This is a genomic window from Micromonospora sp. CA-240977 (genome assembly GCF_050942285.1).
Classification (GTDB): domain Bacteria; phylum Actinomycetota; class Actinomycetes; order Mycobacteriales; family Micromonosporaceae; genus Micromonospora.
This window is the reverse complement of record NZ_CP192055.1, coordinates 2,753,215-2,775,452: the sequence shown is the minus strand read 5'-3', so window position 1 is coordinate 2,775,452 and position 22,238 is coordinate 2,753,215. Positions and strand designations below refer to the sequence as shown.

General features: G+C 71.5%; 25 protein-coding genes. 7 read left to right on the top strand and 18 right to left on the bottom strand.

Features of this window, described 5'->3' with window-relative positions:
- Positions 1-18 precede the first annotated feature (18 nt).
- The 3 genes from ACQPWW_RS12875 to ACQPWW_RS12865 all read right to left on the bottom strand — a co-directional run bounded on the left by ACQPWW_RS12875 (position 19) and on the right by ACQPWW_RS12865 (position 2,669).
- A complete protein-coding gene (locus tag ACQPWW_RS12875) occupies positions 19-1,350 on the bottom strand; it encodes a hemolysin family protein (RefSeq protein ID WP_433132384.1) in 1,332 nt (443 codons plus the stop codon).
- Positions 1,351-1,517: 167 nt separating this feature from the next.
- Complete coding sequence (locus ACQPWW_RS12870; protein ID WP_433132382.1) at positions 1,518-2,159, bottom strand: hypothetical protein; 642 nt, start codon at positions 2,157-2,159, stop codon at positions 1,518-1,520.
- Positions 2,160-2,168: 9 nt separating this feature from the next.
- Positions 2,169-2,669, bottom strand: coding sequence for a GNAT family N-acetyltransferase (locus tag ACQPWW_RS12865; RefSeq protein WP_433132380.1), 501 nt, complete (start codon positions 2,667-2,669; stop codon positions 2,169-2,171).
- Between the two features lie 147 nt (positions 2,670-2,816).
- Between ACQPWW_RS12865 and ACQPWW_RS12860 the strand changes: the two genes are divergently transcribed.
- Positions 2,817-3,689, top strand: coding sequence for a universal stress protein (locus ACQPWW_RS12860; protein WP_433132378.1), 873 nt, complete (start codon positions 2,817-2,819; stop codon positions 3,687-3,689).
- On the opposite strand, the gene ACQPWW_RS12855 is transcribed toward ACQPWW_RS12860, so the two are convergent.
- The 5 genes from ACQPWW_RS12855 to ACQPWW_RS12835 all read right to left on the bottom strand — a co-directional run bounded on the left by ACQPWW_RS12855 (position 3,682) and on the right by ACQPWW_RS12835 (position 7,794).
- A complete protein-coding gene (locus ACQPWW_RS12855) occupies positions 3,682-4,317 on the bottom strand; it encodes an FMN reductase (protein ID WP_433132376.1) in 636 nt (211 codons plus the stop codon). The two genes, ACQPWW_RS12860 and ACQPWW_RS12855, sit on opposite strands and share 8 nt — an antisense overlap.
- Entirely contained in the window at positions 4,314-5,456 is a 1,143-nt protein-coding gene (locus ACQPWW_RS12850; RefSeq protein ID WP_433132374.1) for an LLM class flavin-dependent oxidoreductase, read from the bottom strand. The genes ACQPWW_RS12855 and ACQPWW_RS12850 overlap by 4 nt, the downstream gene beginning before the upstream one ends.
- A gap of 249 nt (positions 5,457-5,705) precedes the next feature.
- Complete coding sequence (locus tag ACQPWW_RS12845) at positions 5,706-5,981, bottom strand: ubiquitin-like small modifier protein 1 (protein WP_433132372.1); 276 nt, start codon at positions 5,979-5,981, stop codon at positions 5,706-5,708.
- Between the two features lie 2 nt (positions 5,982-5,983).
- Positions 5,984-7,069: a WD40/YVTN/BNR-like repeat-containing protein gene (locus ACQPWW_RS12840; RefSeq protein WP_433132370.1), complete on the bottom strand. Its 1,086-nt coding sequence runs from the start codon at positions 7,067-7,069 to the stop codon at positions 5,984-5,986.
- A gap of 83 nt (positions 7,070-7,152) precedes the next feature.
- Positions 7,153-7,794 (bottom strand): DNA-3-methyladenine glycosylase, encoded by a 642-nt coding sequence (locus ACQPWW_RS12835; RefSeq protein WP_433132368.1) that lies wholly within the window; start codon positions 7,792-7,794, stop codon positions 7,153-7,155.
- A 99-nt stretch (positions 7,795-7,893) separates the two neighbouring features.
- On the opposite strand from ACQPWW_RS12835, the gene ACQPWW_RS12830 reads away from it, so the two are divergent.
- A complete protein-coding gene (locus tag ACQPWW_RS12830) occupies positions 7,894-8,319 on the top strand; it encodes a DNA-binding protein (RefSeq protein ID WP_433132366.1) in 426 nt (141 codons plus the stop codon).
- Positions 8,320-8,408: 89 nt separating this feature from the next.
- A complete protein-coding gene (locus ACQPWW_RS12825) occupies positions 8,409-8,762 on the top strand; it encodes an MmcQ/YjbR family DNA-binding protein (protein ID WP_433132364.1) in 354 nt (117 codons plus the stop codon).
- A gap of 44 nt (positions 8,763-8,806) precedes the next feature.
- On the opposite strand, the gene argH is transcribed toward ACQPWW_RS12825, so the two are convergent.
- From argH to ACQPWW_RS12780, 9 genes are all read right to left on the bottom strand, one after another.
- Positions 8,807-10,270: an argininosuccinate lyase gene (gene argH / locus ACQPWW_RS12820; RefSeq protein ID WP_433134320.1), complete on the bottom strand. Its 1,464-nt coding sequence runs from the start codon at positions 10,268-10,270 to the stop codon at positions 8,807-8,809.
- An 8-nt stretch (positions 10,271-10,278) separates the two neighbouring features.
- On the bottom strand, positions 10,279-11,490 hold the full coding sequence (locus tag ACQPWW_RS12815) for an argininosuccinate synthase (protein WP_433132362.1): 1,212 nt from the start codon (positions 11,488-11,490) through the stop codon (positions 10,279-10,281).
- A complete protein-coding gene (locus tag ACQPWW_RS12810) occupies positions 11,487-12,002 on the bottom strand; it encodes an arginine repressor (RefSeq protein ID WP_433132360.1) in 516 nt (171 codons plus the stop codon). The genes ACQPWW_RS12815 and ACQPWW_RS12810 overlap by 4 nt, the downstream gene beginning before the upstream one ends.
- Positions 11,999-12,937, bottom strand: coding sequence for an ornithine carbamoyltransferase (gene argF / locus ACQPWW_RS12805; protein ID WP_433132358.1), 939 nt, complete (start codon positions 12,935-12,937; stop codon positions 11,999-12,001). The genes ACQPWW_RS12810 and argF overlap by 4 nt, the downstream gene beginning before the upstream one ends.
- On the bottom strand, positions 12,934-14,163 hold the full coding sequence (locus ACQPWW_RS12800) for an acetylornithine transaminase (RefSeq protein WP_433132356.1): 1,230 nt from the start codon (positions 14,161-14,163) through the stop codon (positions 12,934-12,936). Before ACQPWW_RS12800 ends, argF begins: the two co-directional genes overlap by 4 nt.
- Positions 14,160-15,065 carry an acetylglutamate kinase gene (gene argB / locus ACQPWW_RS12795; RefSeq protein ID WP_433132354.1) on the bottom strand — a complete coding sequence of 302 codons (906 nt, stop codon included), beginning with the start codon at positions 15,063-15,065 and terminating at the stop codon, positions 14,160-14,162. The genes ACQPWW_RS12800 and argB overlap by 4 nt, the downstream gene beginning before the upstream one ends.
- The gene (gene argJ / locus ACQPWW_RS12790) at positions 15,062-16,234 is read right to left on the bottom strand and encodes a bifunctional glutamate N-acetyltransferase/amino-acid acetyltransferase ArgJ (protein ID WP_433132352.1); all 1,173 of its coding nucleotides are present in this window, start codon (positions 16,232-16,234) and stop codon (positions 15,062-15,064) included. The genes argB and argJ overlap by 4 nt, the downstream gene beginning before the upstream one ends.
- A complete protein-coding gene (gene argC / locus ACQPWW_RS12785; RefSeq protein ID WP_433132350.1) occupies positions 16,231-17,232 on the bottom strand; it encodes an N-acetyl-gamma-glutamyl-phosphate reductase in 1,002 nt (333 codons plus the stop codon). Before argC ends, argJ begins: the two co-directional genes overlap by 4 nt.
- Positions 17,233-17,366: 134 nt before the next feature.
- Positions 17,367-17,648, bottom strand: a complete 282-nt coding sequence (locus ACQPWW_RS12780; RefSeq protein WP_433134318.1) for a hypothetical protein — start codon at positions 17,646-17,648, stop codon at positions 17,367-17,369.
- Between the two features lie 6 nt (positions 17,649-17,654).
- Between ACQPWW_RS12780 and ACQPWW_RS12775 the strand changes: the two genes are divergently transcribed.
- Complete coding sequence (locus ACQPWW_RS12775) at positions 17,655-18,479, top strand: helix-turn-helix transcriptional regulator (protein ID WP_433132348.1); 825 nt, start codon at positions 17,655-17,657, stop codon at positions 18,477-18,479.
- 77 nt (positions 18,480-18,556) lie between these two features.
- Here ACQPWW_RS12775 and ACQPWW_RS12770 read toward each other — a convergent pair whose 3' ends face one another.
- Positions 18,557-20,227 carry an acetolactate synthase large subunit gene (locus ACQPWW_RS12770; protein ID WP_433132346.1) on the bottom strand — a complete coding sequence of 557 codons (1,671 nt, stop codon included), beginning with the start codon at positions 20,225-20,227 and terminating at the stop codon, positions 18,557-18,559.
- Positions 20,228-20,241: 14 nt separating this feature from the next.
- Between ACQPWW_RS12770 and ACQPWW_RS12765 the strand changes: the two genes are divergently transcribed.
- The 3 genes from ACQPWW_RS12765 to ACQPWW_RS12755 all read left to right on the top strand — a co-directional run bounded on the left by ACQPWW_RS12765 (position 20,242) and on the right by ACQPWW_RS12755 (position 22,190).
- Positions 20,242-20,772, top strand: coding sequence for a hypothetical protein (locus ACQPWW_RS12765; RefSeq protein WP_433132344.1), 531 nt, complete (start codon positions 20,242-20,244; stop codon positions 20,770-20,772).
- 130 nt (positions 20,773-20,902) lie between these two features.
- Positions 20,903-21,313 (top strand): hypothetical protein, encoded by a 411-nt coding sequence (locus ACQPWW_RS12760; RefSeq protein ID WP_433132342.1) that lies wholly within the window; start codon positions 20,903-20,905, stop codon positions 21,311-21,313.
- A 16-nt stretch (positions 21,314-21,329) separates the two neighbouring features.
- A complete protein-coding gene (locus ACQPWW_RS12755; protein ID WP_433132340.1) occupies positions 21,330-22,190 on the top strand; it encodes an MBL fold metallo-hydrolase in 861 nt (286 codons plus the stop codon).
- Positions 22,191-22,238: the final 48 nt, after the last annotated feature.

The following is a 22,238-nucleotide window of genomic DNA, read 5'->3' as shown; positions in this document are numbered from 1 at the left end:
CGGCGGCGGCCGGACGGTTCAGCTGCGGGCCTCGTCCAGCACCGGCTCCGCCGCCTGGTCGGCGTCGAGGTCGACGGCATCGGGTACGCGACTGACCCGTACCTCGACGATCGCCCGGTGGTCGATGCCGGCCACCATCAGCACCCAGCCGTCCAGGGTCACGTCCTCGCCGGCGACGGTGGGGATGTGCCCGAGCCGGGCCAGCACCAGCCCGGCGACGGTGGTGTAGTCGCCGTCCGGGCGGGACGGCAGCTCGACGCCGATGTCCGGCAGGTCGTGCACCGGGAAGGTGCCGGGCAGCAGCAGCGCGCCGTCGGGGTCGCGGCGCACCGACCTCACGTCCCGGTCGGTCTCGTCGTAGATCTCACCGACGATCTCCTCCAGGATGTCTTCCAGCGTGACGATGCCGTCGACGGCGCCGCGCTCGTCCACGACGAGTGCGATGTGCTGGCGCTCGGCCTTGAACTGGCGCAGGGCCTCCACCACGGGCAGCGAGTCGGGCAGCAGCATCGGTGGGCGGGCGATCTCGTCGACCGGGCGGTCGTCGGGCACCCCCACCAGGTCGCGCAGGTGGATCACGCCCGCCGTGTCGTCCAGGCCGCCGTGGCGCACGACCGGCGCCCGGGAGTGCCCGGTGGCGGCCAGCACGAGCCGCGCGGCCTCCGCGGTGGTCCCGCTGTCGAGCGTGAAGACCTGCAACCGGGGTACGAGGACAGCCCGCAACCGCCGGTCGGCGATCTCCACCGCGCCGGCGATGATGGTGCGCTGTTCCTTGGTGAAGCCGTGGTTCCCGGCGACGATGTCGCGCAGCTCGTCCGGGCCGATCTCCTCCGGCTGGTGTTTCGGGTTGAGCCCGACCAGGCGGACCACCACGTCGCTGGTGGCGCCGAGCGCCCAGACGGCCGGCCGGGTGAAGCTGGCGAGCAGGTCGAGTGGGCGGGCCACCAGCAGCGCCCACCGCTCGGCGGACTGCATGGCGATCCGCTTGGGGGCCAGCTCGCCGAAGACCAGGGTGACGAAGGTCAGCGCGAGGGTGACCACGACGATGGCCACCGTCTCGGCGGCGCCGCCGAACATCCCGAGCAGCGGGACGAGCGGCTTGGCCAGCGAGACCGCCGCGGCGGCGGAGGCCAGGAAGCCGGCGAGGGTGATGCCGATCTGGATGGTGGCCAGGAAGCGGTTCGGGTCCTTGGCGAGCCGGGCCAGTACCCGCCCGGCCCGACTGGTGCGCTCCAACCGCTGGATCTGGCTGTCCCGCAGCGACACCAGCGCCATCTCGCTGCCGGCGAAGAGCGCGTTGATCACGACCAGGATTCCGACCAGGGCCAGTTGGCTCCCGTAGCTCTGCACGCCTGGTTCGCTCCCTCTGCGGTGGTGGCACCGGCCAGTACGCGCGGCGCCCGCCGGTCGGCGAGCCCGTCCGGCGTCGGCGTCTGTTTGCCCCGTCCGGTGCCCGCCGAATCCTGAGCTGGTGAGGCTACGCCGGATCGACCGCTGGCGACGGCACGCCGGGGTCGCTACGCCGGATCGGCGGCCGGGGTCGCCGGCAGATCGAGGACGTACGAGTCGCCCTCCGGGCGGAAGCCGAGGCGGTGGTAGTAGGGGGCGACCATCCGGGGCGGGCTGACCACCCGGCGGAAGCCCCGTTCGGTGAACAGGTGGCTGCGTCGGTAGACGAACTCGCCCGGGGTGAAGTCGCGGAACTTGGGGGTCACGTAGTCCAGGTCGATCTGGGCGACGCCGCGCGCCTCGGCGTGCGACAGCACCACGCCCACCACCTCGTCGGCCCGGACCACCAGGAAGGCCGATCGGCCGGAGGCGTCCGGGTCCCAGTGGAAGCCGGGGTTGAACCGGGCGATGTCGGCGGCGTGCACCCGCAGCGTGTGCGCGAGGAACTGGTCGCCGACACCGACCTCCACCACCTGGTAGGTCTGCTCGTCGTGCCGGGTGGCGATCATCCCGCGCAGATACCAGATGTTGATCGCCGCGAGCACGACGTTGAGCCCGACCATGGGCCAGACCTCGATGGCGGCGTTGTAGCCGATCAGCACGACGCTGCCGACGAGGTTGAGAGCGCGCAGCCGCAGGACGCGCGACTGCAACAGGGACCAGACCAGCACCGCGGAGCCGGCCCAGCCGACCAGATCCAACCAGTTCACCCCGCGAGACTAGTGCCCGCCCAGGTCAGGGGCATCGGCGGGCAGCTCCAGCAGCCACTCCTCGACGTCCTCGCCGCGCCCGTGGGCGTACCCCGAGTCCTCGCCGACCACCACGAACCCGCACTTGCGCAGCACCGCGAGGGAGGCGGCGTTGTCCTTGGCGGCGCGGGCGTGCACCGGCCGGGGCAGCTCGCGCAGCAGCGCGGCCAGGGCCGCCGTGGCGTAACCCCGGCCCCAGCGTGCCGGGTCGATCCAGTAGCTGACCTCGGTCTGACCCTCGACGGGGAAGGAGCTCACATAGCCGACCACCTCGCCGTCGACGTCGACGGTGCGGATCCGGTTGGCCGGGTCGGTGAGCACCCGGGCCCAGTGCCGGGCGAACTCCCGATGGTCGGACGGGTCCTTGGCGACGAAGGCCGCCATCCGGTTGGCCTCCGGATCCTGCTGGTGCAGGAAGAACTCGACGAGGTCGTCCTCCAGGACCGGGCGCAGCCGCAGGTGAGAGGTCACCCGGCGAGAGTACGCAGCGGCGGTGCCAGCCGGGGATCACCGGCCCGGCGAGCAGGATCTGTCCGCCGCGGTCGGGCGATCCGCGCCGGGCCGGCCGCCGCGAGGCAGCAAGATGACGGAGACAGCGGACCGACGAAGGGGGTACCGATGACTCGACCCGTCGTGGTGGGCGTGGACGGATCGTCGTCCAGCCTCGTCGCCGCGGAGCACGCGGCCCGCGCCGCGCTGCTCCGGTCCCGGCCGCTGCTCCTGCTGCACGGCTACCTGCACCCCCTCGGCTACGGCGTGCCGATCAACCCGTACGAGATCGGGGTGCCGGTGCCCTCCGCGGAGGCGCAGCGGATGTTGGAACGCACGGCGGCCGACCTGGCCGACCGGTGGCCCGGCCTGGTCGTCGACGTGCGTCAGGTCGCCGGCGGCCCCGGCATCACGCTCGTCGAGGAGTCCCGCCGGGCGGAGCTGGTCGTGGTGGGCAGCCGAGGGCTGGGCGGGTTCGTCGGGCTGCTGCTCGGCTCGGTCGGCACGCAGGTGGCCGCGCACGCGCACTGCCCGGTGCTTGTGGTCCGCCCCGATGAGCAGCCGATCCCGGTGGACGCGCCGGTGCTGGTCGGGGTCGACGGCTCCGAGTCGTCCCGGCTGGCCACGGCGTACGGCGCCGACGAGGCAGCGCTGCGGGACGTACCGCTGGTGCTGGCGCACGTCGGCCCGGCGGCCGAGGGCCGGGCGGTGCCGGAGGAGATCGAGGAGTCGCAGGCCGCGCACCAGGCCGAGGCGGTACGGCTGCTTGCCGACGCGTCCACCGCCGTTCGCGCCGAGCACCCCGACCTGGTGGTGCGGGAGCATCCGGTCCGGGCGGCCGGCCCGGCCCAGGGCCTCATCGAGGCCAGCGGCACGGCGTCGCTGCTGGTCGTGGGCACCCGGGGCCGGGCCGGATTCGCGGGTCTGCTGCTCGGCTCGGTCAGCCAGGCGGTGATCCAGCACGCGCACTGCCCGGTGCTGGTCGCCCACCCGGTCAGTTGACCGGCGCGCCGTCCCCCCGGTCGAGCAGGTGCAGGAAGTCGGTCGTGAGGGCGAACGGGTCGGCGGGGCCGCTCGCCGGCGGCCGACGCTCGACCTGGTCGGCCAGCTCACCGGCGGCGCGCCGGATCCGGCCGCGCAACGCGCCGTCGGCAGTGCCGTCCGACCAGTCCTCCGGAGCGGCGTAGACCGCGGTCGGCACCACCACCGCCCGCAGGTACGCGAACATCGGGCGGACGGCGTGCTCCAGTGCCAGTGAGTGGCGGGCGGTGCCGCCGGTGGCACCGATCAGCACCGGCCGGTCGACGAGCGACGCGGAATCCAACACGTCGAAGAACGACTTGAACAGCCCGTTGTACGAGGCGCTGAAGATCGGGGTGACGGCGATGAGCCCGTCCGCCCCGGTCACCGCGTCGATGACCTCGCGCAGCGCCGCCGGTGGAAACCCGGTGAGCATGTTGTTCACCACGTCGTGGGCGTATTCCCGCAGGTCGACGACGTGCAACTCCACCTCGGAGCCGCGCCGGACCAACTCGTCGCGGGTGGCCGCGGCGAGCTGGTCGGCGAGCAGCCGGGTCGACGAGGGCTGACTCAGCCCCGCCGAGACCACGGCCAGGGTGCGGTGGGTCATCGGGTCGCCTCCTCCGGCGCCTTGCCCGTCACGTCGTCGACGGCGTGCACGGTGCTGTCCTTGCCGCCGCCGGCGGCGGCGACCAGGGAAGCGTGCGTCGGCGCGTCCGGCACGTGCGCGGGGCGCAACGCCGCGAACTCCTTGCGCAGGACCGGCACGACCTCCTCGCCGAGCAGGTCGAGCTGCTCCAGCACGGTCTTGAGGGGCAGCCCCGCGTGGTCCATCAGGAACAGCTGCCGCTGGTAGTCGCCGACGTACTCCCGGAAGCCGAGCGTACGGTCGATGACCTGCTGCGGGCTGCCCACGGTCAGCGGCGTCTCCCGGGTGAACTCCTCAAGCGACGGCCCGTGGCCGTAGACCGGGGCGTTGTCGAAGTACGGCCGGAACTCCCGGACCGCGTCCTGCGAGTTGCGGCGCATGAACACCTGCCCACCGAGGCCGACGATGGCCTGGTCGGCGGTGCCGTGGCCGTAGTGCGCGTACCGCTGGCGGTAGAGCGCGACCATCCGCTGGGTGTGCTCCTTGGGCCAGAAGATGTGGTTGGCGAAGAAGCCGTCGCCGTAGTACGCGGCCTGCTCGGCGATCTCCGGGCTGCGGATCGAGCCGTGCCAGACGAACGGGGGCACGCCGTCGAGCGGGCGCGGCGTCGAGGTGAACGACTGCAACGGGGTTCGGTACTTGCCCTTCCAGTCGACAACGTCCTCGCGCCACAGCCGGTGCAGCAGGTCGTAGTTCTCGATGGCGAGGGGGATGCCGGCGCGGATGTCCTTGCCGAACCAGGGGTAGACCGGGCCGGTGTTGCCGCGGCCCATCATCAGGTCCACCCGGCCGTCGGACAGGTGCTGGAGCATCGCGTAGTCCTCGGCGATCTTCACCGGGTCGTTGGTGGTGATCAGCGTGGTCGCGGTGGACAGCAGCAGCCGCTCGGTGCGCGCCGCGATGTGGCCGAGCATGGTGGTCGGTGACGAGGGTACGAACGGCGGGTTGTGGTGCTCGCCCGCGGCGAAGACGTCGAGACCGACCTCCTCGGCCTTGAGCGCGATGGCGACCATGGCCTTGATCCGCTCATGCTCGGTCGGCTCCCGACCGGTGGTCGGGTCGACCGTGACGTCGCCGACGGTGAAGACTCCGAACTGCATGACCAGCTCCCTGCGTGTAGAACCGGGTCATTCGTGGTGCCCGGACGCAGCTGTCAACTTATTTGACGACGCAACTATTCCGGAGGCGGCACGTCTCGGAGTGGCACGGCTCACGCCCGAAAGCGGACATCCCCGACCCGACCGGGCCTCGACGCCGGCCGCCCGCCCCGCCAACGACCGTGACGCCAACCGACCGTGAGCCCAACCGGCCGTGACGCTGACCGACCATGAGGCCAACCGGCCGCGACCTCAACCGCCCGCGACCGACGGCAACACCTGCACCTCGGCGTCGTCGCCGACCGGGGTGGCCAGACCCCCGGAGTGCCGGCAATCCTCACCGTCGACGAAGACGTTGACGTAACGGCGCAGCTCGCCGCGCTCGTCACGGATGCGCCGGGCCAGCCGCGGATGGGCGACGGCCAGCTCGTCGAGGACCGCCCGCAGCGTCCCGGCGGCGGTGACGCTCAGCCGACTGGCCCCGCCGGCCTCACCACGCAGCGGGCCGGGCAGCAGCACGGTGACCACGCTCAGACCGCCGCGACCCGAACGCAGAGCACGTCCGGCAGATGTGCCGCCACCAGGGACCAGGAGTCGCCCTCGTCGCGGCTGGCGTAGACCGAGCCGGAGCGGGTGCCGAAGTAGACCCCACCGGGGGTGGCGTCGTCGGCGCACATCGCGTCGCGCAGCACCGCCGGGTAGAACGGCCCCTCGGGCAGCCCCACCGACAGCGGCTCCCACTTGCCGCCGGCGTCGGCGGAGCGGTACACCCGGCAGCGGTGGTCGGTCGGGAACCGCTCGCTGTCGGCCACCAACGGGAAGGTCCACACCGTGCCGCCCCGCCCCGGGTGGGCCACCATCGGGAAGCCGAAGTCGCTGGGCAACCCGTCGGCGATCGACGACCAGGTGCGGCCGTCGTCGTCGGACCGGTAGACGCCGTGGTGGTTCTGCGCGTACAGCCGCTCGGGGTTGGCCGCGTCCCGGGCGACCTTGTGCACGCACTGGCCGAACTCCGGCCACTCGTCGGGCATGAAGTAGGCGCGGATGCCGGTGTTGCCCGGCGCCCAGGTCGCCCCGGCGTCCTCCGAGCGGTAGACGCCACCGGTGGACATGGCGACAAGCACCCGGGCCGGGTCACGCGGGTGCGGCAGCACTGTGTGCACGGCCTGGCCGCCGAAGCCGGCCTCCCACTGCGGGCGGTGCGGGTGGTCCCAGAGGGAGCGGACCAGCTCGAAGCTGCGGCCACCGTCGGTGGACCGGAACAGCGCGGACGGCTCGGTGCCGGCCCAGACCACGTCCGGCTGGTCGGGACCGGCCGGCATCAGCTGCCAGACCCGCCCGAGGGAGACCCCGGTGTCGGCCGGGAAGGCGACCGGCGCCTGGTCGGGCTCGTCCCAGGAAGCGCCGAGGTCGTCGCTTGTGGCGACGCTGGGCCCGAAGTGTGAGCTGGTCATCCCGGCGAGCAACCGCGGGGTGGACCGACGGGTGTCGACAGCGACCGCGTAGACGCCCGTCATCGGGAAGTGCGGGCCGGTGATCTCCCAACTGCGCCGGTCATCGGCGCTGGTGGCGAGAAACAATCCCTTGGCCGTGCCGATCGCGAGCAGTGTCGCCATGATGTCCTCCGAACCGTCAGTGAGCAGGTGCGGTGATTATGGCCACACCCCCCGACACGGTCGGGGGACACACGCCCGGAGGATCAGCGCCGGGTGCGGGGCACGTGTCGGCGGTACGCGCTGACCGTCGGGTCGCCGTCGAGCCAGAACCGCCACGGCAGGTCGTGCGCGCCGGTCACGCCGACCCGCGGGCCGGCGACCACCGTCTCCGGCGGCACCGGCCGGGTCGGCGGGCGCAACCGGACCGGCCCGTCACCCAGCAGGTACGCCCCGTACGCCGCGCGGTCGATGCCGAGCGTGGCGCAGAGCCGGGCCGGCCCGCGGGCCAGGTCCACGTCCCGGCGCACGGCCGGCCGACGGTCCCGGGCCGCGTCCAGGCCGTCGACGACCTCCCCGGCGCGCAGCAGCACGGCGGAAGCCTCCCCCTCGACGCCGGTGACCACGTTCATGCACCAGTGCATCCCGTAGGTGAAGTAGACGTACGCGTGCCCGGCGGGGCCGAACATCACGGCGTTGCGGGGGGTGCGGCCCCGGTGGGCGTGCGAGGCCTGGTCCCCGGCCATGCCGGCGTACGCCTCGACCTCGGTGATCCGGACGGTGACGCCGCCCGCGTGCAGCTCGCAGCCCAGCAGCCCACGCGCGGCCGGCAGCAGCGGGCCGGCGAGCAGGTCGGCCAGCCCCGCCAGGTCGGCATCGCTGGCGTGGTCACCGGGCAACAGGTCCATGGCTCGACGGTACCCAGTCGAGCGGCGATCGCCACTCGAACCCGTCCCCGATTTAAACGTTCTGTTGACAATGACGTGTTGCTGGTGTGTGCTCAGAACATGACGACGAACGACCCGTTCACCGCGCCGCACCCGGCCCACGCCCGCGCCCACCGCACCCACGAGGCGCTGGAGCGCATCAGCAGCCGGCACGCCGGCACCGGCACCCAGCGCGGCCGCTGGGCCCACCCGTACGTGCTGGACCCGTGGGAGGCGGTCGCCCTGGTCACCGCGCTGGCCGCCGGCGGGGCCGAGCGGGAGCCGGCGGAGGAGCCGATCGACGCCGCCGACCTGACCGCCGCGCTGACCCTGCTGCCACACGTCCGCGCCGAGCTGGACGCCCTGGAGGCCGGGCTGTTGACGCTGGCCCGCGACCGGGGGCTGACCTGGCAGGCGATCGCCTACGGGCTGGGCCTGGGCAGCGCGCAGGCGGCCCGGCAGCGCTACGAGCGGGTCGCCGCCCGCTCGTCCGAGCAGAGCGCCTGAGCCGACGCCCGGGCCGACGCCCGGATCGGCATGGCGCGCGTCGAACGGCCCCGCGGCGGGCACACTGTGCGCACGACGAGGAGGCACCCATGGAGCGCGCGGAGATGCTGACGTACTGCCTGGCCAAGCCGGGAGCGTGGCTGGACCGGCCGTGGGAGGGCGACGAGGTGGTGAAGGTGGGCAGCCGGATCTTCGCGTTCCTCGGCAGTGGCGCGGGAAAGCCGACGGTCGGCATCAAGTGCGGGCCGACCCGGGAGGTGGCCGACGAGTGGCTGCACCGGCACCCCGACGACGCCCAGGTGATGGCCTACATCGGCCGGTCCGGGTGGAACACGCTGCGCCTGGACGGCGGGATCGACGACGAGGAGCTGACCGAGGCGGTCGACGCGTCGTACGACATGGTGGTGGCCAAGCTCCCGAAGCGGGAGCGCCCGACGGCCTGAACCGACAGTGGCGCCGGCGGCACGCGCCGACGCCACGACGAGGTCTACCGCGGGACGACCCGCTCGGCGGCCCACTCCCGCCAGGTGGTCAGCCGGTCCGCCGCGGTGGCGAGCTGGTCGGCCACCGGGCCGGGGCCGGTCGAGCCGGGGGTGGTCCGGGCGGCCAGCGCCGAACGGACCGAGAGCACGTCGCGCACCGACGGGTCGAGGTGCTCGCTGATCGCCACCAGGTCGTCGTCGGAGACGTCGTTCAGCTCGCACTCCCGCGCCGCGCAGAGCGCCACCAGCCGACCGGTGATCTCGTGCGCGTCCCGGAACGGCACGTTGCGCCGGACCAGCCAGTCGGCGACCTCGGTGGCGAGGGAGAAGCCGACCGGGGCGGCGGCGACGAGACGGTCCACCCGGACCGTCATCGTGGAGATCATTCCCGCGAGGGCCGGGAGCAGCAGCTCCAGGGTGTCGACGGCGTCGAACGCCGGCTCCTTGTCCTCCTGCATGTCCCGGTCGTAGGTCATCGGCAGGCCCTTGAGCATGGTGAGCACTGTCACCAGGCCGCCGACCAACCGGCCGGACTTGCCGCGGGCCAGCTCGGCGATGTCCGCGTTCTTCTTCTGCGGCATGATCGACGACCCGGTCGCGAACGAGTCGTCCAGCTCGACCCACCCGAACTCGTGCGAGGTCCAGAGCACCACCTCCTCGCCGAGCCGGGACAGGTGCACCCCGATCATGGCGGTGGTGAACAGGAACTCGGCGACGAAGTCCCGGTCGGCGACGGCGTCCATCGAGTTGGCGAACGACGTCCGGAAGCCCAACTCCTTGGCCACGGCCACCGGATCCAGGGGAAGCCCCGAACCGGCAAGCGCGCCCGCGCCGAGCGGGCTGACCGCCGCCCGGTGGTCCCAGTCGCGCAACCGCTCCAGATCCCGCAGCAGCGGCTGCACGTGGGCGAGCAACCAGTGCCCGAACGTCACCGGCTGGGCGTGCTGGAGGTGCGTCATGCCGGGCGCGGCCGTGTCGACGTGCCGTTCGGCCTGCTCCACCAACGCCTCGGCCAGCTCGACGAGCCGGCTGGCCACGCCCCGGGCGTGGTCACGCAGGTAGAGCCGCAGGTCCGTGGCGACCTGGTCGTTGCGCGACCGGCCCGCGCGCAGCTTGCCACCGAGGCTGCCGAGGCGCTCCAGCAGACCGCGCTCCAACGCGGTGTGCACGTCCTCGTCGTCGACGGTGGGGCGGAACGACCCCGAGGCGCACGCCGCCTCCAGGTCGTCCAGGGCCGCCAGCATCCGACCCAACTCCTCGGGGTCGAGCAGGCCCGCGCCGGCCAGGACCCGGGCGTGCGCGCGGGAACCCGCGATGTCGTACGGGGCCAGGCGCCAGTCGAACTGCACGCTCACCGACAGTCGGGCCAGCGCCTCGGCGGGGCCACCGGCGAAGCGGCCACCCCACAGGCTCGTCCGGTTGGTGGCTGCGCTGTTCTCGGTCAGGCTCTTGTCGTCCACGTCGCCCATTGTGTCGGTCACTGTCCGGCACCGCCGACCCGGGCGTCCCGCGCGGCGGCCATCCGGCTCGGAAGGCCCCACAGCTGCACAAAGCCCTTCGCCAGGGACTGGTCGAAGGTGTCGCCGGTGTCGTACGTGGCCATCCCGAAGTCGTACAGGCTCGCCTCGGACCGTCGGCCGGTGACGGTGGCCCGACCGCCGTGCAGGGTCATCCGCACCTCGCCGCTCACCTGCCGCTGCGCGTCGTCGATGAACGCGTCAAGCGCGTCCTTCAACGGCGAGAACCACAGGCCGTCGTACACCAGCTCGCCCCAGCGCTGGTCCACGCCCTTCTTGAACCGGGCCAGGTCCCGTTCCACTGTCACCGCCTCCAGCTCCTGATGGGCGGTGATCAGCGCGATGGCGCCGGGAGCCTCGTAGACCTCGCGGCTCTTGATGCCCACGAGGCGGTCCTCGACCATGTCGAGCCGACCCACGCCCTGGGCGCCGGCGCGCCGGTTCAGCTCCAGGATCGCCTGGTACGGGGTGACCGTCTCACCGTCGATCGCCACCGGCACGCCGCCGTCGAAGGTGATCACGACCTCGTCGGGGTCGCGGTCCTGCGCCGGGTCGGCGGTGTACGAGTACAGGCCCTCGACGGGCGCGTTCCAGATGTCCTCCAGGAAGCCGGTCTCCACCGCGCGGCCCCACAGGTTCTGGTCGATCGAGTAGGGCGACTTCGCCGACACGTCGATCGGCAGGCCCTTCTCCTCGGCGAAGGCGATCGCCTTGTCCCGCGTCCAGGCGAAGTCCCGGGCCGGCGCGATGATCTTCAGGTCGGGGGCGAGGGCGTTCAGCCCCACCTCGAACCGGACCTGGTCGTTGCCCTTGCCGGTGCAGCCGTGCGACACGATCGTCCCGCCGTGCGTACGCGCCGCCGCCACCAGATGCTTGACGATCAGGGGGCGGGACAGCGCCGACACCAGCGGGTAGCGGTCCATGTAGAGGGCGTTGGCCCGGATCGCCGGCAGGCAGTAGTCGGCGGCGAACTCGTCGCGCGCGTCGACCACCTCGGACTCGGCGGCGCCGCAGTCCAGGGCGCGCTGCCGGATGGCGTCGAGGTCCTCGCCGCCCTGCCCGACGTCGACCGCCACCGCGATCACCTCGGCGCCGGTCTGCTCGGCCAGGTACGGAATGGCGACGGAGGTGTCCAACCCTCCGGAGTACGCGAGGACGACCCGCTCGGTCATGGCGTCACGTTCCCTTCAGCGTTGTCTTCCCGGCGGGCCCAACCGGCGAGCTTGTCACCGAGCGCGGCCCCGCCGTCGGCCGCGCGGGCCACCACGAGGATGGTGTCGTCGCCGGCGGTGGTGCCGACGATCTCGGGCAGGCCCGCTCGGTCCAACGCGCTGGCCAGGTACTGGGCTGCGCCGGGTGGGGTACGCAGCACGGCGATGTTGCCGCTGGAGTCGACCCCGTTGAGCAGCTCGCGCAGCAACCGCACCAGCCGGGCCGGCGCGGCCTCGGCGTCGCGCAGCGGTCGCTGGCCGTCCTCGGGGATCAGGTACACGGCCGGGCCGTCACCGCCGCGCACCTTGACCGCGCCCAACTCCTCCAGGTCCCGCGAGAGGGTGGCCTGGGTGACGACGACACCGTCGGCGGCGAGCAGGTCGGCCAGCTCGGTCTGCGAACGGATGGCCCGGTCGCGGATCAGCTCCACGATCCGGGCGTGCCGGGCCGCGCGGGTCAGTGGCCCGGTCATCGCCGCTCTCCGGTCGTCGCGCCCAGCAGGAACGCCAGCAACGCCTTCTGCGCGTGCAGCCGGTTCTCCGCCTGGTCGAAGACCGCGCTCTGCGGCCCGTCGAGCACCTCGTCGGTGATCTCCTCACCACGGTGCGCCGGCAGGCAGTGCAGCACTATCGCGTCCGGTGCGGCCTGACCGAGCAGCTCCTTGTTCACCTGGTACGGCAGGAACGGGGTGATCCGGTCCAGCCCGTCGGACTCCTGCCCCATCGACGTCCAGGTGTCGGTGGCCAGCACGTCGGCGTCGCGTACCGCCTGGGCCGGGTCGGTAAGCACCCGCACCGACCCGCCGGTGTCTGCGGCGATCCGGGCGGCCCGGTCCACGATGGCCGGATCGGGCGCGAACCCCGCCGGACCGGCGACCCGGACGTGCATGCCGGCCAGCGCCCCGGCCAGCAGGTACGAGTGCGCCATGTTGTTCGCGCTGTCGCCCACGTACGCCAGGGTGCGCCCGGCCGTGCCGCCGCACCGCTCCCGGATGGTCAGCAGGTCGGCCAGCAGCTGGCACGGGTGGAAGCCGTCGGTGAGCGCGTTGACCACCGGCACTGTGGCGCCCGCCGCCACCTCGGCGATCCGCTCGTCACCGTGGGTACGCAGCACGATCGCCGCGACGTAGCGGGACAGCACCCGTCCCGCGTCCGCGAGGGACTCACCCCGGCCGAAGTGGGTGACCTGCGTGTCCACGACCAGCGGGTGCCCGCCCAACTCGGCGATCCCGACGTCGAACGAGATCCTGGTCCGCAGACTCTGCTTGTCGAAGAGCACCGCCACCGAGCGGGGTCCGGCCAGCGGCCGGTGGCCGAACCGGTCCGCCTTCATCCCCGCGGCCAGGTCGAGGACCGAGGACTGCTCGGCCGGCGAGAGGTCGTCGTCGCGCAGGAAGTGCCGGGTCATGGAGTCGTCCTCGTCGTGGTGGTCAGCGTGGGGGCGTCGAGCTGCGGGCTGGCGGCGGCGGGGGTGGTCGCGTCCAGCGCGGCGGGCAGGGCGGCGAGGAAGGCGTCGACCTGCTCGGCGGTGAGGATCAGGGGTGGGGCCAGTCGGAGCACACCGGGCTGCACCGGGTTGACCAGGAAGCCGGCCTCGCGCAGCGCCTCGGCGAGCACCGACGCCACCGGCGCGGTGAGCGCCACGCCGAGCAGCAGCCCGGCGCCGCGTACGCCGGCGATCAGCGGATGGCCCAGCGCCTCGATGCCGCGACGCAGCCGCTCGCCGACCCGCTTGACGTTGTCCAACAGGCCCTCGTTGGCGATTGTCGCCACCACGGCGAGCGCCGCCGCGCAGCTGACCGGGTTGCCGCCGAAGGTGGTGCCGTGCGAGCCGGGGGTGAGCATGTCGGCGGCGGGGCCGAAGGCCAGCATCGCGCCGATGGGGAGCCCGCCGCCCAGCCCCTTGGCCAGGGTGACCACGTCCGGCTCCACACCTTCGGCCTGGTGCGCGAACCAGTGGCCGGTGCGCCCGATGCCGGTCTGCACCTCGTCGAGGACCAGCAGCGCGCCGTGCCGGGCGGTGATCCGCCGGGCCGCGGCGAGGTAGCCGGCCGGCGGGACGATGACGCCGTTCTCGCCCTGGACGGGCTCCAGGATCACCATGGCGGTGGCGTCCGTGACGGCCGCTTCGAGGGCCCCGACGTCGCCGTAGTCCACGTGCGTCACGTCGCCGGGCAGCGGCCGGAACGGGTCGGCCTTCGCCGGCTGACCGGTCAGCGCGAGCGCGCCCATGGTGCGGCCGTGGAAGCCGCCGTTGGTGGCCACCACGTGACCGCGGCCGGTACGCCGGGAAAGCTTGAACGCCGCCTCGTTCGCCTCCGCGCCCGAGTTGGCGAAGAAGACCCGACCGGGCCGGCCGGCGAGCGCCAACAGCAGCTCGGCCAGGGCGACCGGCGGCTCGGCGACGTAGAGGTTGGAGACGTGCCCGAGGGTCGCCACCTGCTTGGACACCGCGGCCACCACGGCCGGGTGGGCGTGCCCGAGGGCGTTCACCGCGATGCCACCGACCAGGTCCAGGTATTCCCGGCCGGCGTCGTCCACCACCACCGCGCCGGCGCCGGAGACCAGCGCCAGGGGCGGTGTGCCGTAGTTGCCCATCATGGACTGCGTCCAGCGCTGCGCCAACGTGCTCATGACACGACCGTCCCGTCTCCCGGCACCACCATCGTTCCGAACCCTTCCGAGGTGAACACCTCCAACAACGTGGAGTGCGCCACCCGACCGTCGACGACGTGCGCGGCGGGCACTCCCCCACGCACCGCCCGCAGGCAGGCCTCCATCTTCGGCACCATCCCCGACTCCAACCTGGGCAGCAGCTTGGCCAGGTCGTCCGCGACGATCTCGGAGACCAGGCTGGTGGTGTCCGGCCAGTCCGCGTACAGGCCGGCCACGTCGGTGAGCACGACCAGCTTGCGGGCCCGCAACGCGATGGCCAGCGCCGCGGCGGCGGTGTCCGCGTTGAGGTTGTGCAGCACCCCGTCCGCGTCCGGCGCCACCGTGGAGATCACCGGGATCCGACCAGCCTCGATCAGGTCCGTCACCGCCGACACGTCGACCGACTCGACGTCCCCGACCTGGCCGACGTCGACCGGCAACCCGTCCACGTACGCCGGGCGGCGCACCGCGGTGAACAGCCGGGCGTCCTCGCCGGAGAGGCCGACCGCGTACGGGCCGTACGAGTTGATCAGCCCGACCAGCTCGCGCCCCACCTGCCCGACAAGCACCATCCGGACCACGTCCATCGCCTCGGCGGTGGTCACCCGCAGGCCACCCCGGAACTCGCTGGCGATGCCGAGCCGGCCCAGCATGGCGGAGATCTGCGGGCCGCCGCCGTGCACCACAACGGGCTTCAGGCCCGCATAGCGAAGGAAGACCATGTCGGCGGCGAACGCCCGCTGCAACTCGGGGTCGGTCATCGCGTTGCCGCCGTACTTGACGACGACTGTGGAGCCGGAGAAGCGCGCCAGCCAGGGCAGCGCCTCGATCAGCGTCTCCGCCTTGACCTGGGCGCGGGCGAGGTCGGTGCTGAGACTCATGAGGAGTACGCCGAGTTCTCGTGCACGTACCCGTGGGACAGGTCGTTGGTCCAGATCGTCGCGGCCGACGTACCCGCGTGCAGGTCGATCCGGATGGTCACGTCCCGTCCGGTCAGGTCGACCTTCGAGCGGTCCTCGGCGGCGGCGCCACCCCGGCACACCCACACCCCGTTGACCGCCACGTCCACCTCGTCGGGGTCGAAGGCGGCGGCGGTGGTGCCGACGGCGGCGAGGATCCGACCCCAGTTCGGGTCGTTGCCGAACAGCGCGGTCTTGACCAGGTTGTTGCGGGCCACCGTACGGCCCACCTCGACCGCGTCGTCCTCGTCGGCGGCGCTCACCACGTCGATGGCGACCTGCTTGGTGGCGCCCTCGGCGTCGGCCACCAACTGCTGGGCCAGGTCGTGACAGGCCTCGGTCACGGCGGCGGCCAGCTCGGCCGCTGTCGGCTCGATGCCGCTCGCACCGCTGGACAGCAGCAGAACCGTGTCGTTCGTGGACATGCAACCGTCGGAGTCGACCCGGTCGAAGGTGACCCGGGTCGCCGCGCGCAACGCCTCGTCGAGCGTCGCCGGCCCGGCCACCGCGTCGGTGGTCAGCACGCAGAGCATCGTTGCCATGCCCGGCGCGAGCATCCCGGCGCCCTTGGCCATCCCGCCGACCGTCCAGCCGCTGCCCCTGGCCACAGTGGTCTTCGGCCGGGTGTCGGTGGTCATGATGGCCTCGGCGGCGGCCGCGCCGCCGTCGCGGGACAGGCTCCTGACCGCCGTCCGGACACCGGGCAGCAGCTTCGGCATCGGCAGCCGCTCACCGATCAGGCCGGTCGAGCAGACCGCGACCTCACCGGCACCGAGGATCAGCCGCGGGCTGACCGAGGTCAACACGGCGGCGGTGTGCTCGGCGGTGGCGTGGGTGTCCTGGAAGCCGCCCGGGCCGGTGCAGGCGTTGGCGCCGCCGGAGTTGAGCACCACCGCACGGACCACACCACCCTGCACGACCTGCTGGCTCCAGAGCACCGGAGCGGCCTTGACCCGGTTGGTGGTGAAGACACCGGCGACACCGGCGTCCGGGCCGTCGTTGACCACGAGCGCGACGTCCGCGCCGCCGCTGACCTTGAGACCGGCGGCCACCCCGGCCGCCCGGAACCCCCGCGGGGTGGTGACGGTCACGGGCTGACTCCCCACACAGACAGGCCCGTCGTCTCCGGCAGGCCGAGCATCAGATTGGCGTTCTGCACGGCCTGGCCGGCGGCGCCCTTACCCAGGTTGTCCAGCGCGCTGAGCACGATCAGCCGACCCGAGTCGACGTCCACCGTGGCCTGGAGGTGACAGGAGTTGGAGCCGAGGGTGGCGGCGGTGTGCGGCCAACGGCCCTCCGGCAGCACGTGCACGAACGGCGCGTCGGCGTACGCCCGCGCCAGCACCGCCTGCGGGTCGACCCCGCGCGCCGGCACCGCCGTGACAGTGGCCAGGATGCCGCGCGGCATCGGCGCCAGGACCGGGGTGAACGACAGGCCGGTCGCGCCGCTGGCCTGCTTGATCTCCGGCACGTGCTGGTGGGTGCCCACCCGGTACGGCGACAGGTCGCCCAGCACCTCGCTGGCCAGCAGGTGCGGCTTCGCCGCCCGGCCGGCGCCGGAGGTGCCGGAGGCGGCGACCACCACCACGTCGGCGGGGCTGGCCGCGCCGTCGGCGATCAGCGGCGCGAGCGCCAGGGTGATCGCGGCGGCATAGCAGCCGGTGTTCGCCACCCGGGTGGAACCGGCGATCAGCTCCCGCTGGCCGGGCAACTCGGGCAGGCCGTAGGTCCACTGCCCGGCGTGCGTGCCGCCGTAGTACTGCGCCCAGGCGTACGGGTCGGCGAGCCGGTGATCCGCGCCCAGGTCGACGATCCGCACCTCGTCCGGCAGTTGGGCCGCGAGCGCCGCCGACTCGCCGTGCGGCAGGGCCAGGAAGACCAGGTCCGCGTCGGCCAGGGCCGCCGGGTCGGTCGCTCCGAGCACCAGGTCCAACCCGGTGAGCTGCGGGTGCACCACGTCGACACGGTGCCCGGCCTGGCTGTGCGCGGTGGCGGAGACCAGGTCGAACTCCGGGTGCCCGGCGATCAGGCGCACCAGCTCGCCGCCGGCGTAACCGCTCGCACCGGCGACCGCTACTCGGATCCCCATACTCACCTCCGCATGACTATGCAGCGAAGATTAACAAGGACGACTCACGAGTGCAAGTTCATGCAGAGTACTGCATGCTAATGAACAGATCGTCTGAACGGTGACGTATCCCCGACCCGGCGAGCGGGAGACCTTCATACTCCTGGCTCCTCGGGCCGGGGAGAGTCGATCTCAGTCGACCGGTAGGAGCGGGCGTGTCGGGCGGGCCAGCCAAGAAACCGATCGAACATGTCACTGGCGCATCCGGTGGTGGTGGGGTTGAGCTTGTGTAGGTCGTCGATGGCGTCATGGAGCAGACTGGCCAGGTAGAGGAACAGGCTGACCGGGTTGCCGTCGTACTCGGTGACGAGAGCGAGCTTCGCCCGGCCACAGGGCCAGGGTTGGCCGCAGGCACGGCAGAGCCAGATCGGGCGCAGCGGGGTGTGCTCTCTGGGCCCGGGGTCGAGGCGTTGGGCTTGGGTAAGGGGCGTGGGCTCTTCTTGGGTCCGGGCGGCAGAAGACGCTCCGGTGGAATCGAGCCGGTCTCGCTCCTGGCCGCTCACTTCTTTCCCCACTCAGTTGGTCAGGCTTGGAATGGCAGCGGAACGGGAGTTCACGTAGTCGCCACGCCTCGCACCGCGGCTCCTGCTCGCACCCGTTCCGGCCATGCCTCTACACAAGCCCCGACGGTCGCTGGTGCCCAGCGCGGCAACGGCGCAGAACTGACGCATCCCCATTGCGTCGCACGGCGTGAGCTGGGTGAATGGACCGCGACGGATGGAGGCGAGGGGAGGCGGTACGTGGCGGGAGAGCGTCGGCGGCACCGGCTGGCCCAGCGCCGCCAGGCGATCGGTCTGAGCCAGGAACGCCTCGCCGAAGCCCTCGGCGTCGACCGTTCCACCATCGTGCGGTGGGAACGGGCGGCGACTGACCCACAGCCCTGGCACCGGCCGCGTCTCGCTGCGGCCCTCATGTACGGGCAGAAATCTTCGAGGTGGCACAGGCACTCGTGGCGCTTTCTGGCGAGCCGCACCCCTTGCTTGCGTCTAGCCCGGAAGGGGAGACGCAGGGAGGGCGGGCTGACTGACCGACCGCAGGTTCGGAAGCCTGGGTGTCGTATCGCACCCCTCGGCGACCAGCACAATGGGTGCTTCAAACATGTGTTCAGCTCCCCGGGGCGCACCAACGAGCAAGGCCCCGACCTGGTGGTTAACACCGGGCCGGGGCCTTCTTCGTGTACACGGTGGCGGGTGCTCGGGAGCCGTTGACCCGGCCGTCGTGCCCGTGGGCGCATGGCCGGGTGCGGTGTCTGGTGCCGTCTTCGGTCTATGACAGTCGCGCGACGTCAGGCGGCGGGTGCGATCGTGGCGTCGATGAGATGAGGTCCCGGTTCCGCCAGTGCCTGGGAGAACTGCTCAGCGAGTTGCTCGGCGGTGCTCGCGCGACTGGCGGGCACTCCGAACGCCTCAGCAAGTTTGACGAAGTCGATCGCGGGGTTGGAGATGTCGAGCAGTGGGTTACTGTCCGGCGCACCGGCGGCCGGGGGCCGACTGGCGAAGTATCGCCATTCCTGGCGCAGAACGGCGTAGGCGTGGTTGTTGAGGATGATCGTGGTGACGTTCAGGTGTTCGCGGGCCTGCGTCCAGAGGGCGGTGACGGTGTACATGGCGCAGCCGTCGGCCTCCAGCGCCACGACCGGCCGGTCGGGTGCGGCGATGGCGGCGCCGACGGCCAGCGGCATGCCGTCACCCATCGCGCCCCCGGTCTGCATGAGGACGTCATGCCGGGCAGAGCCCGCGGTGGCGTCGGCCAGATTGGCACCTGAGCTGACCGTCTCGTCGATGACGATCGTGTGGTCGGGCAGCAGCGCCGCCACGACGTCGCACCAGTTCTGCAGCGTGAGTGGCCCGCTAGGCATTGACGGACGATGAGGCTCCGTAACCTGAGGGGCGGTGTCGGGCGCCACGAGATCGGCAAGACGGACGAGCGCGTCGACGGCGTCCTGGCCGACCTCGGCGAGAGCGTGGGTCTGGGCGTCCTGCGGGACCAGGCAACTCGGATAGTCCGGGTAGGCGAAAAAGGCGACGGGGGCTTTCGTGCCGGCGATGATCACATGGTGTACCCCCTCCAGTTGTTTGAGGACCTGGTCTGGGTAGAAGCCGAGTCGGGGAAACGCGGGCAGGCCCGCGCCGCGTTCGACTCTGCTGGAGTAGAGCTCCGCGAGGACACGCACATGACTCGCGGCCCCGATGCGGCTGGCCGCGAACAATCCCGCCTCCCGTAGCGCCGGTCCACCGACGATCAGCGCGGTCGGCTGGCCGCTGCGGATCACGTCGGCAATTTGGGTGATCACGTCCTGGCTCACGGTGGGAGCCGCCCGGGGCACGACGGGTTCGCCGACCACGCCCCCGTCGTTCCAGCAGACATCGGCCGGCACTATCACTGTGGCTGTCTGCCCAGGCGCTGTCACGGCCGCCTCCAGCGTCGCGGCCGCGTCGGTCCCGGTGCCGGCGGCGTTCTCCGGCCGGCGGACTGAGCCGCGCAGCCACCCCGCCAGGGCCGCGATGTCCGAGTTCAACGGCGGATCGAAGGCGTTGTGGTACGTGGCGTGGTCCCCGACGATGTTCACCACCGGGGAGTTCGCACGGCGGCTGTTGTGCAGGTTGGTCAGGCCGTAGGCGAGGCCCGGCCCGAGATGCAACAGCGTGGCCGCGGGCTTGTCGGCGATGCGCGCGTAACCATCCGCCGCGCCCGTGGCCACCCCCTCGAAGAGAGTGAGAACCTGACGCAGCTCCGGGACCCCTTCGAGGGCGCCGACCACGTGCAGTTCTGTCGTGCCGGGATTGGTGAAGAGAACGTTCACGTCACCGTCAACCAGCGTTCGAAGCAGTGCTTCGGCCCCGTTCACTTGTGCCCCCCGCCTCAGACCAACGACCTTGGAACTTCTGATAAAAACATGCTTACCACCGCAATCAGCGCAAAGTGTTAGCTTCGGTGGGGTCGGTGGTCGGGACAACGAGGAGCTGCGCCATGAAGCCGGACGTCATCACCATGCGCAGTTACCAGGCCCGGCGCCTCGACATCGTCGTCGACCGTTCATTCGAGGACTTCCGCCACCAGTACGAGCGGGCCGTTCCGCCCTACGACGCCGAGGCGTTCGAGGCGCTGGTGGCTCGCCGCGCACCCTGGGCGGACGTGTTGACCCTGATGCGGGAGCGCGCCCCCCACAATTTCCTCATCTACTGGAGCAGCGAGGATCTGCAACCAATGATGAACCTCGCCGGCGACTCCGCACACTGCGTCGAGTATTTGATGGGCAACCACACCATTGCCGAGCGAATGTACCGTCACGATCCCGCGGTCATGCTCTACGCACCTCTACGCACGGTCGTCAGCGGCCTCGCCGACGGCAAGGCGCGTTTCAGCATAGAACAGCCCAGCTGCGCGATGGGATCGTTCGGCGTAGACGCGATTTACGCCGTGGGCGCGGAACTCGACCACGAGATCGCCACACTCCTGCGCCACCTCGGCATAACCGTGCCCCCGCAACTGTCAGACTAGCGGCCCGCCGGTACGGCAATTTCGGTGACGCGAGGTCAGCGTAACGAAGCCGCAGCGACCTGGCACGACGGTGTTGGGCCCCGTTGACGAATGTCTCTCCAGGTAGGTGGACGGAACCTAGAGTGCAGCTATGACCTACGTTGGAAGTGGCGATCCGTCGCGGCGGCGGACCGACTACAACCCGTCCTGGATCAACGAACTTGCCGAGGACGTGACGATGGAGGGCGCGGTGCTCAAGGGCACCGTCCGAGGCGCCGATGCTGTGCTGAAACTCCTGTCCCATGCCCGGACGCTGTATGAGTACCAGGAGTTCGTCTTCGTCGGGGAGTACGACACCAACGGCTACATCGAGGACTACTCCTCGCGAATTCAGGGCCAACCCATCGCCAACATCGCCGTGATTTACCGGAATGACCAGGGCAAGGTCCAACACCTGGTCATGAACCACCGACCGCTACCAGCGGTGCTGCTCTTCTCTCGGCTCATGGGCGAGCACTTCGCCGGAACTCCGTACGCCGACTACTTCGCTACTGCTGACTGAGACTTAGGAATTATCCATGCGCGGCGACACCACACTCCGATACGACGTGCTCGTCTCCGACCTGGCACCGGTTCAGGGTGCTGACATGCCGAACGGTGCACAACCGCACTGGTCCCCGCTGGCGCACACGCTGATCCACGGGGCCCGCGAAGCCGCCATTGTGGATCCGCCGATCACCGTGGCGCAAACGGATGCCCTGGCTGACTGGATCGAATCGTTCGACAAGCGGCTGAGGTACATCTACATCACCCACTGGCACGCCGACCATTGGCTGGGCACCGGGCGACTGATGCAGCGATTCCCTGGCGCCGTGGCGTACGCCAGCCCCCGGACGGTCGAGCGGATCACGCGCAGCACGCCTGACGGCGTGCCCGGCGCGCCCTGGCCCAGCCTGTTCCCGGGCCAGCTCGGCGATTTCCCGATCGAGACCCCCATCGATCCGGTGCCGCCCGACGGCTTCACCGTCGATGGCCAGCAACTCGTCAGCGTCGAGGCCGGCCACAGCGACACCGATGACTCGACTGTCCTGTACGCGCCGTCGATCGGGCTCGTCGCCGCCGGCGATGTCGTCTACAACAACGTCCACCAATATCTCGCCGAATCCCCCGACGGCAAGTTGGACGGATGGCGGGCCGCCCTCGACACTGTCGCCGCACTCGATCCCGCGCACGTCGTGGCCGGGCACAAGGACCCGATCCAGGACGACGATGTCGCAAACATCGGTCAGACGCGGGAGTATCTCGACGTCGCGGCCGACATCCTCGCCGCCGAGCCGTCACGCGAAGAGTTGTTCTTCAAGCTGATGGAACGGTATCCGGACCGCCTCAACCCTTACACGATCTGGCTGTCGGCACAGCGTCTGCTGCCGGCGAGCTGACGGTCCGGCGGGTTTGAGGCCCTGGCCTTGGCGTATGCGGCAATGGAC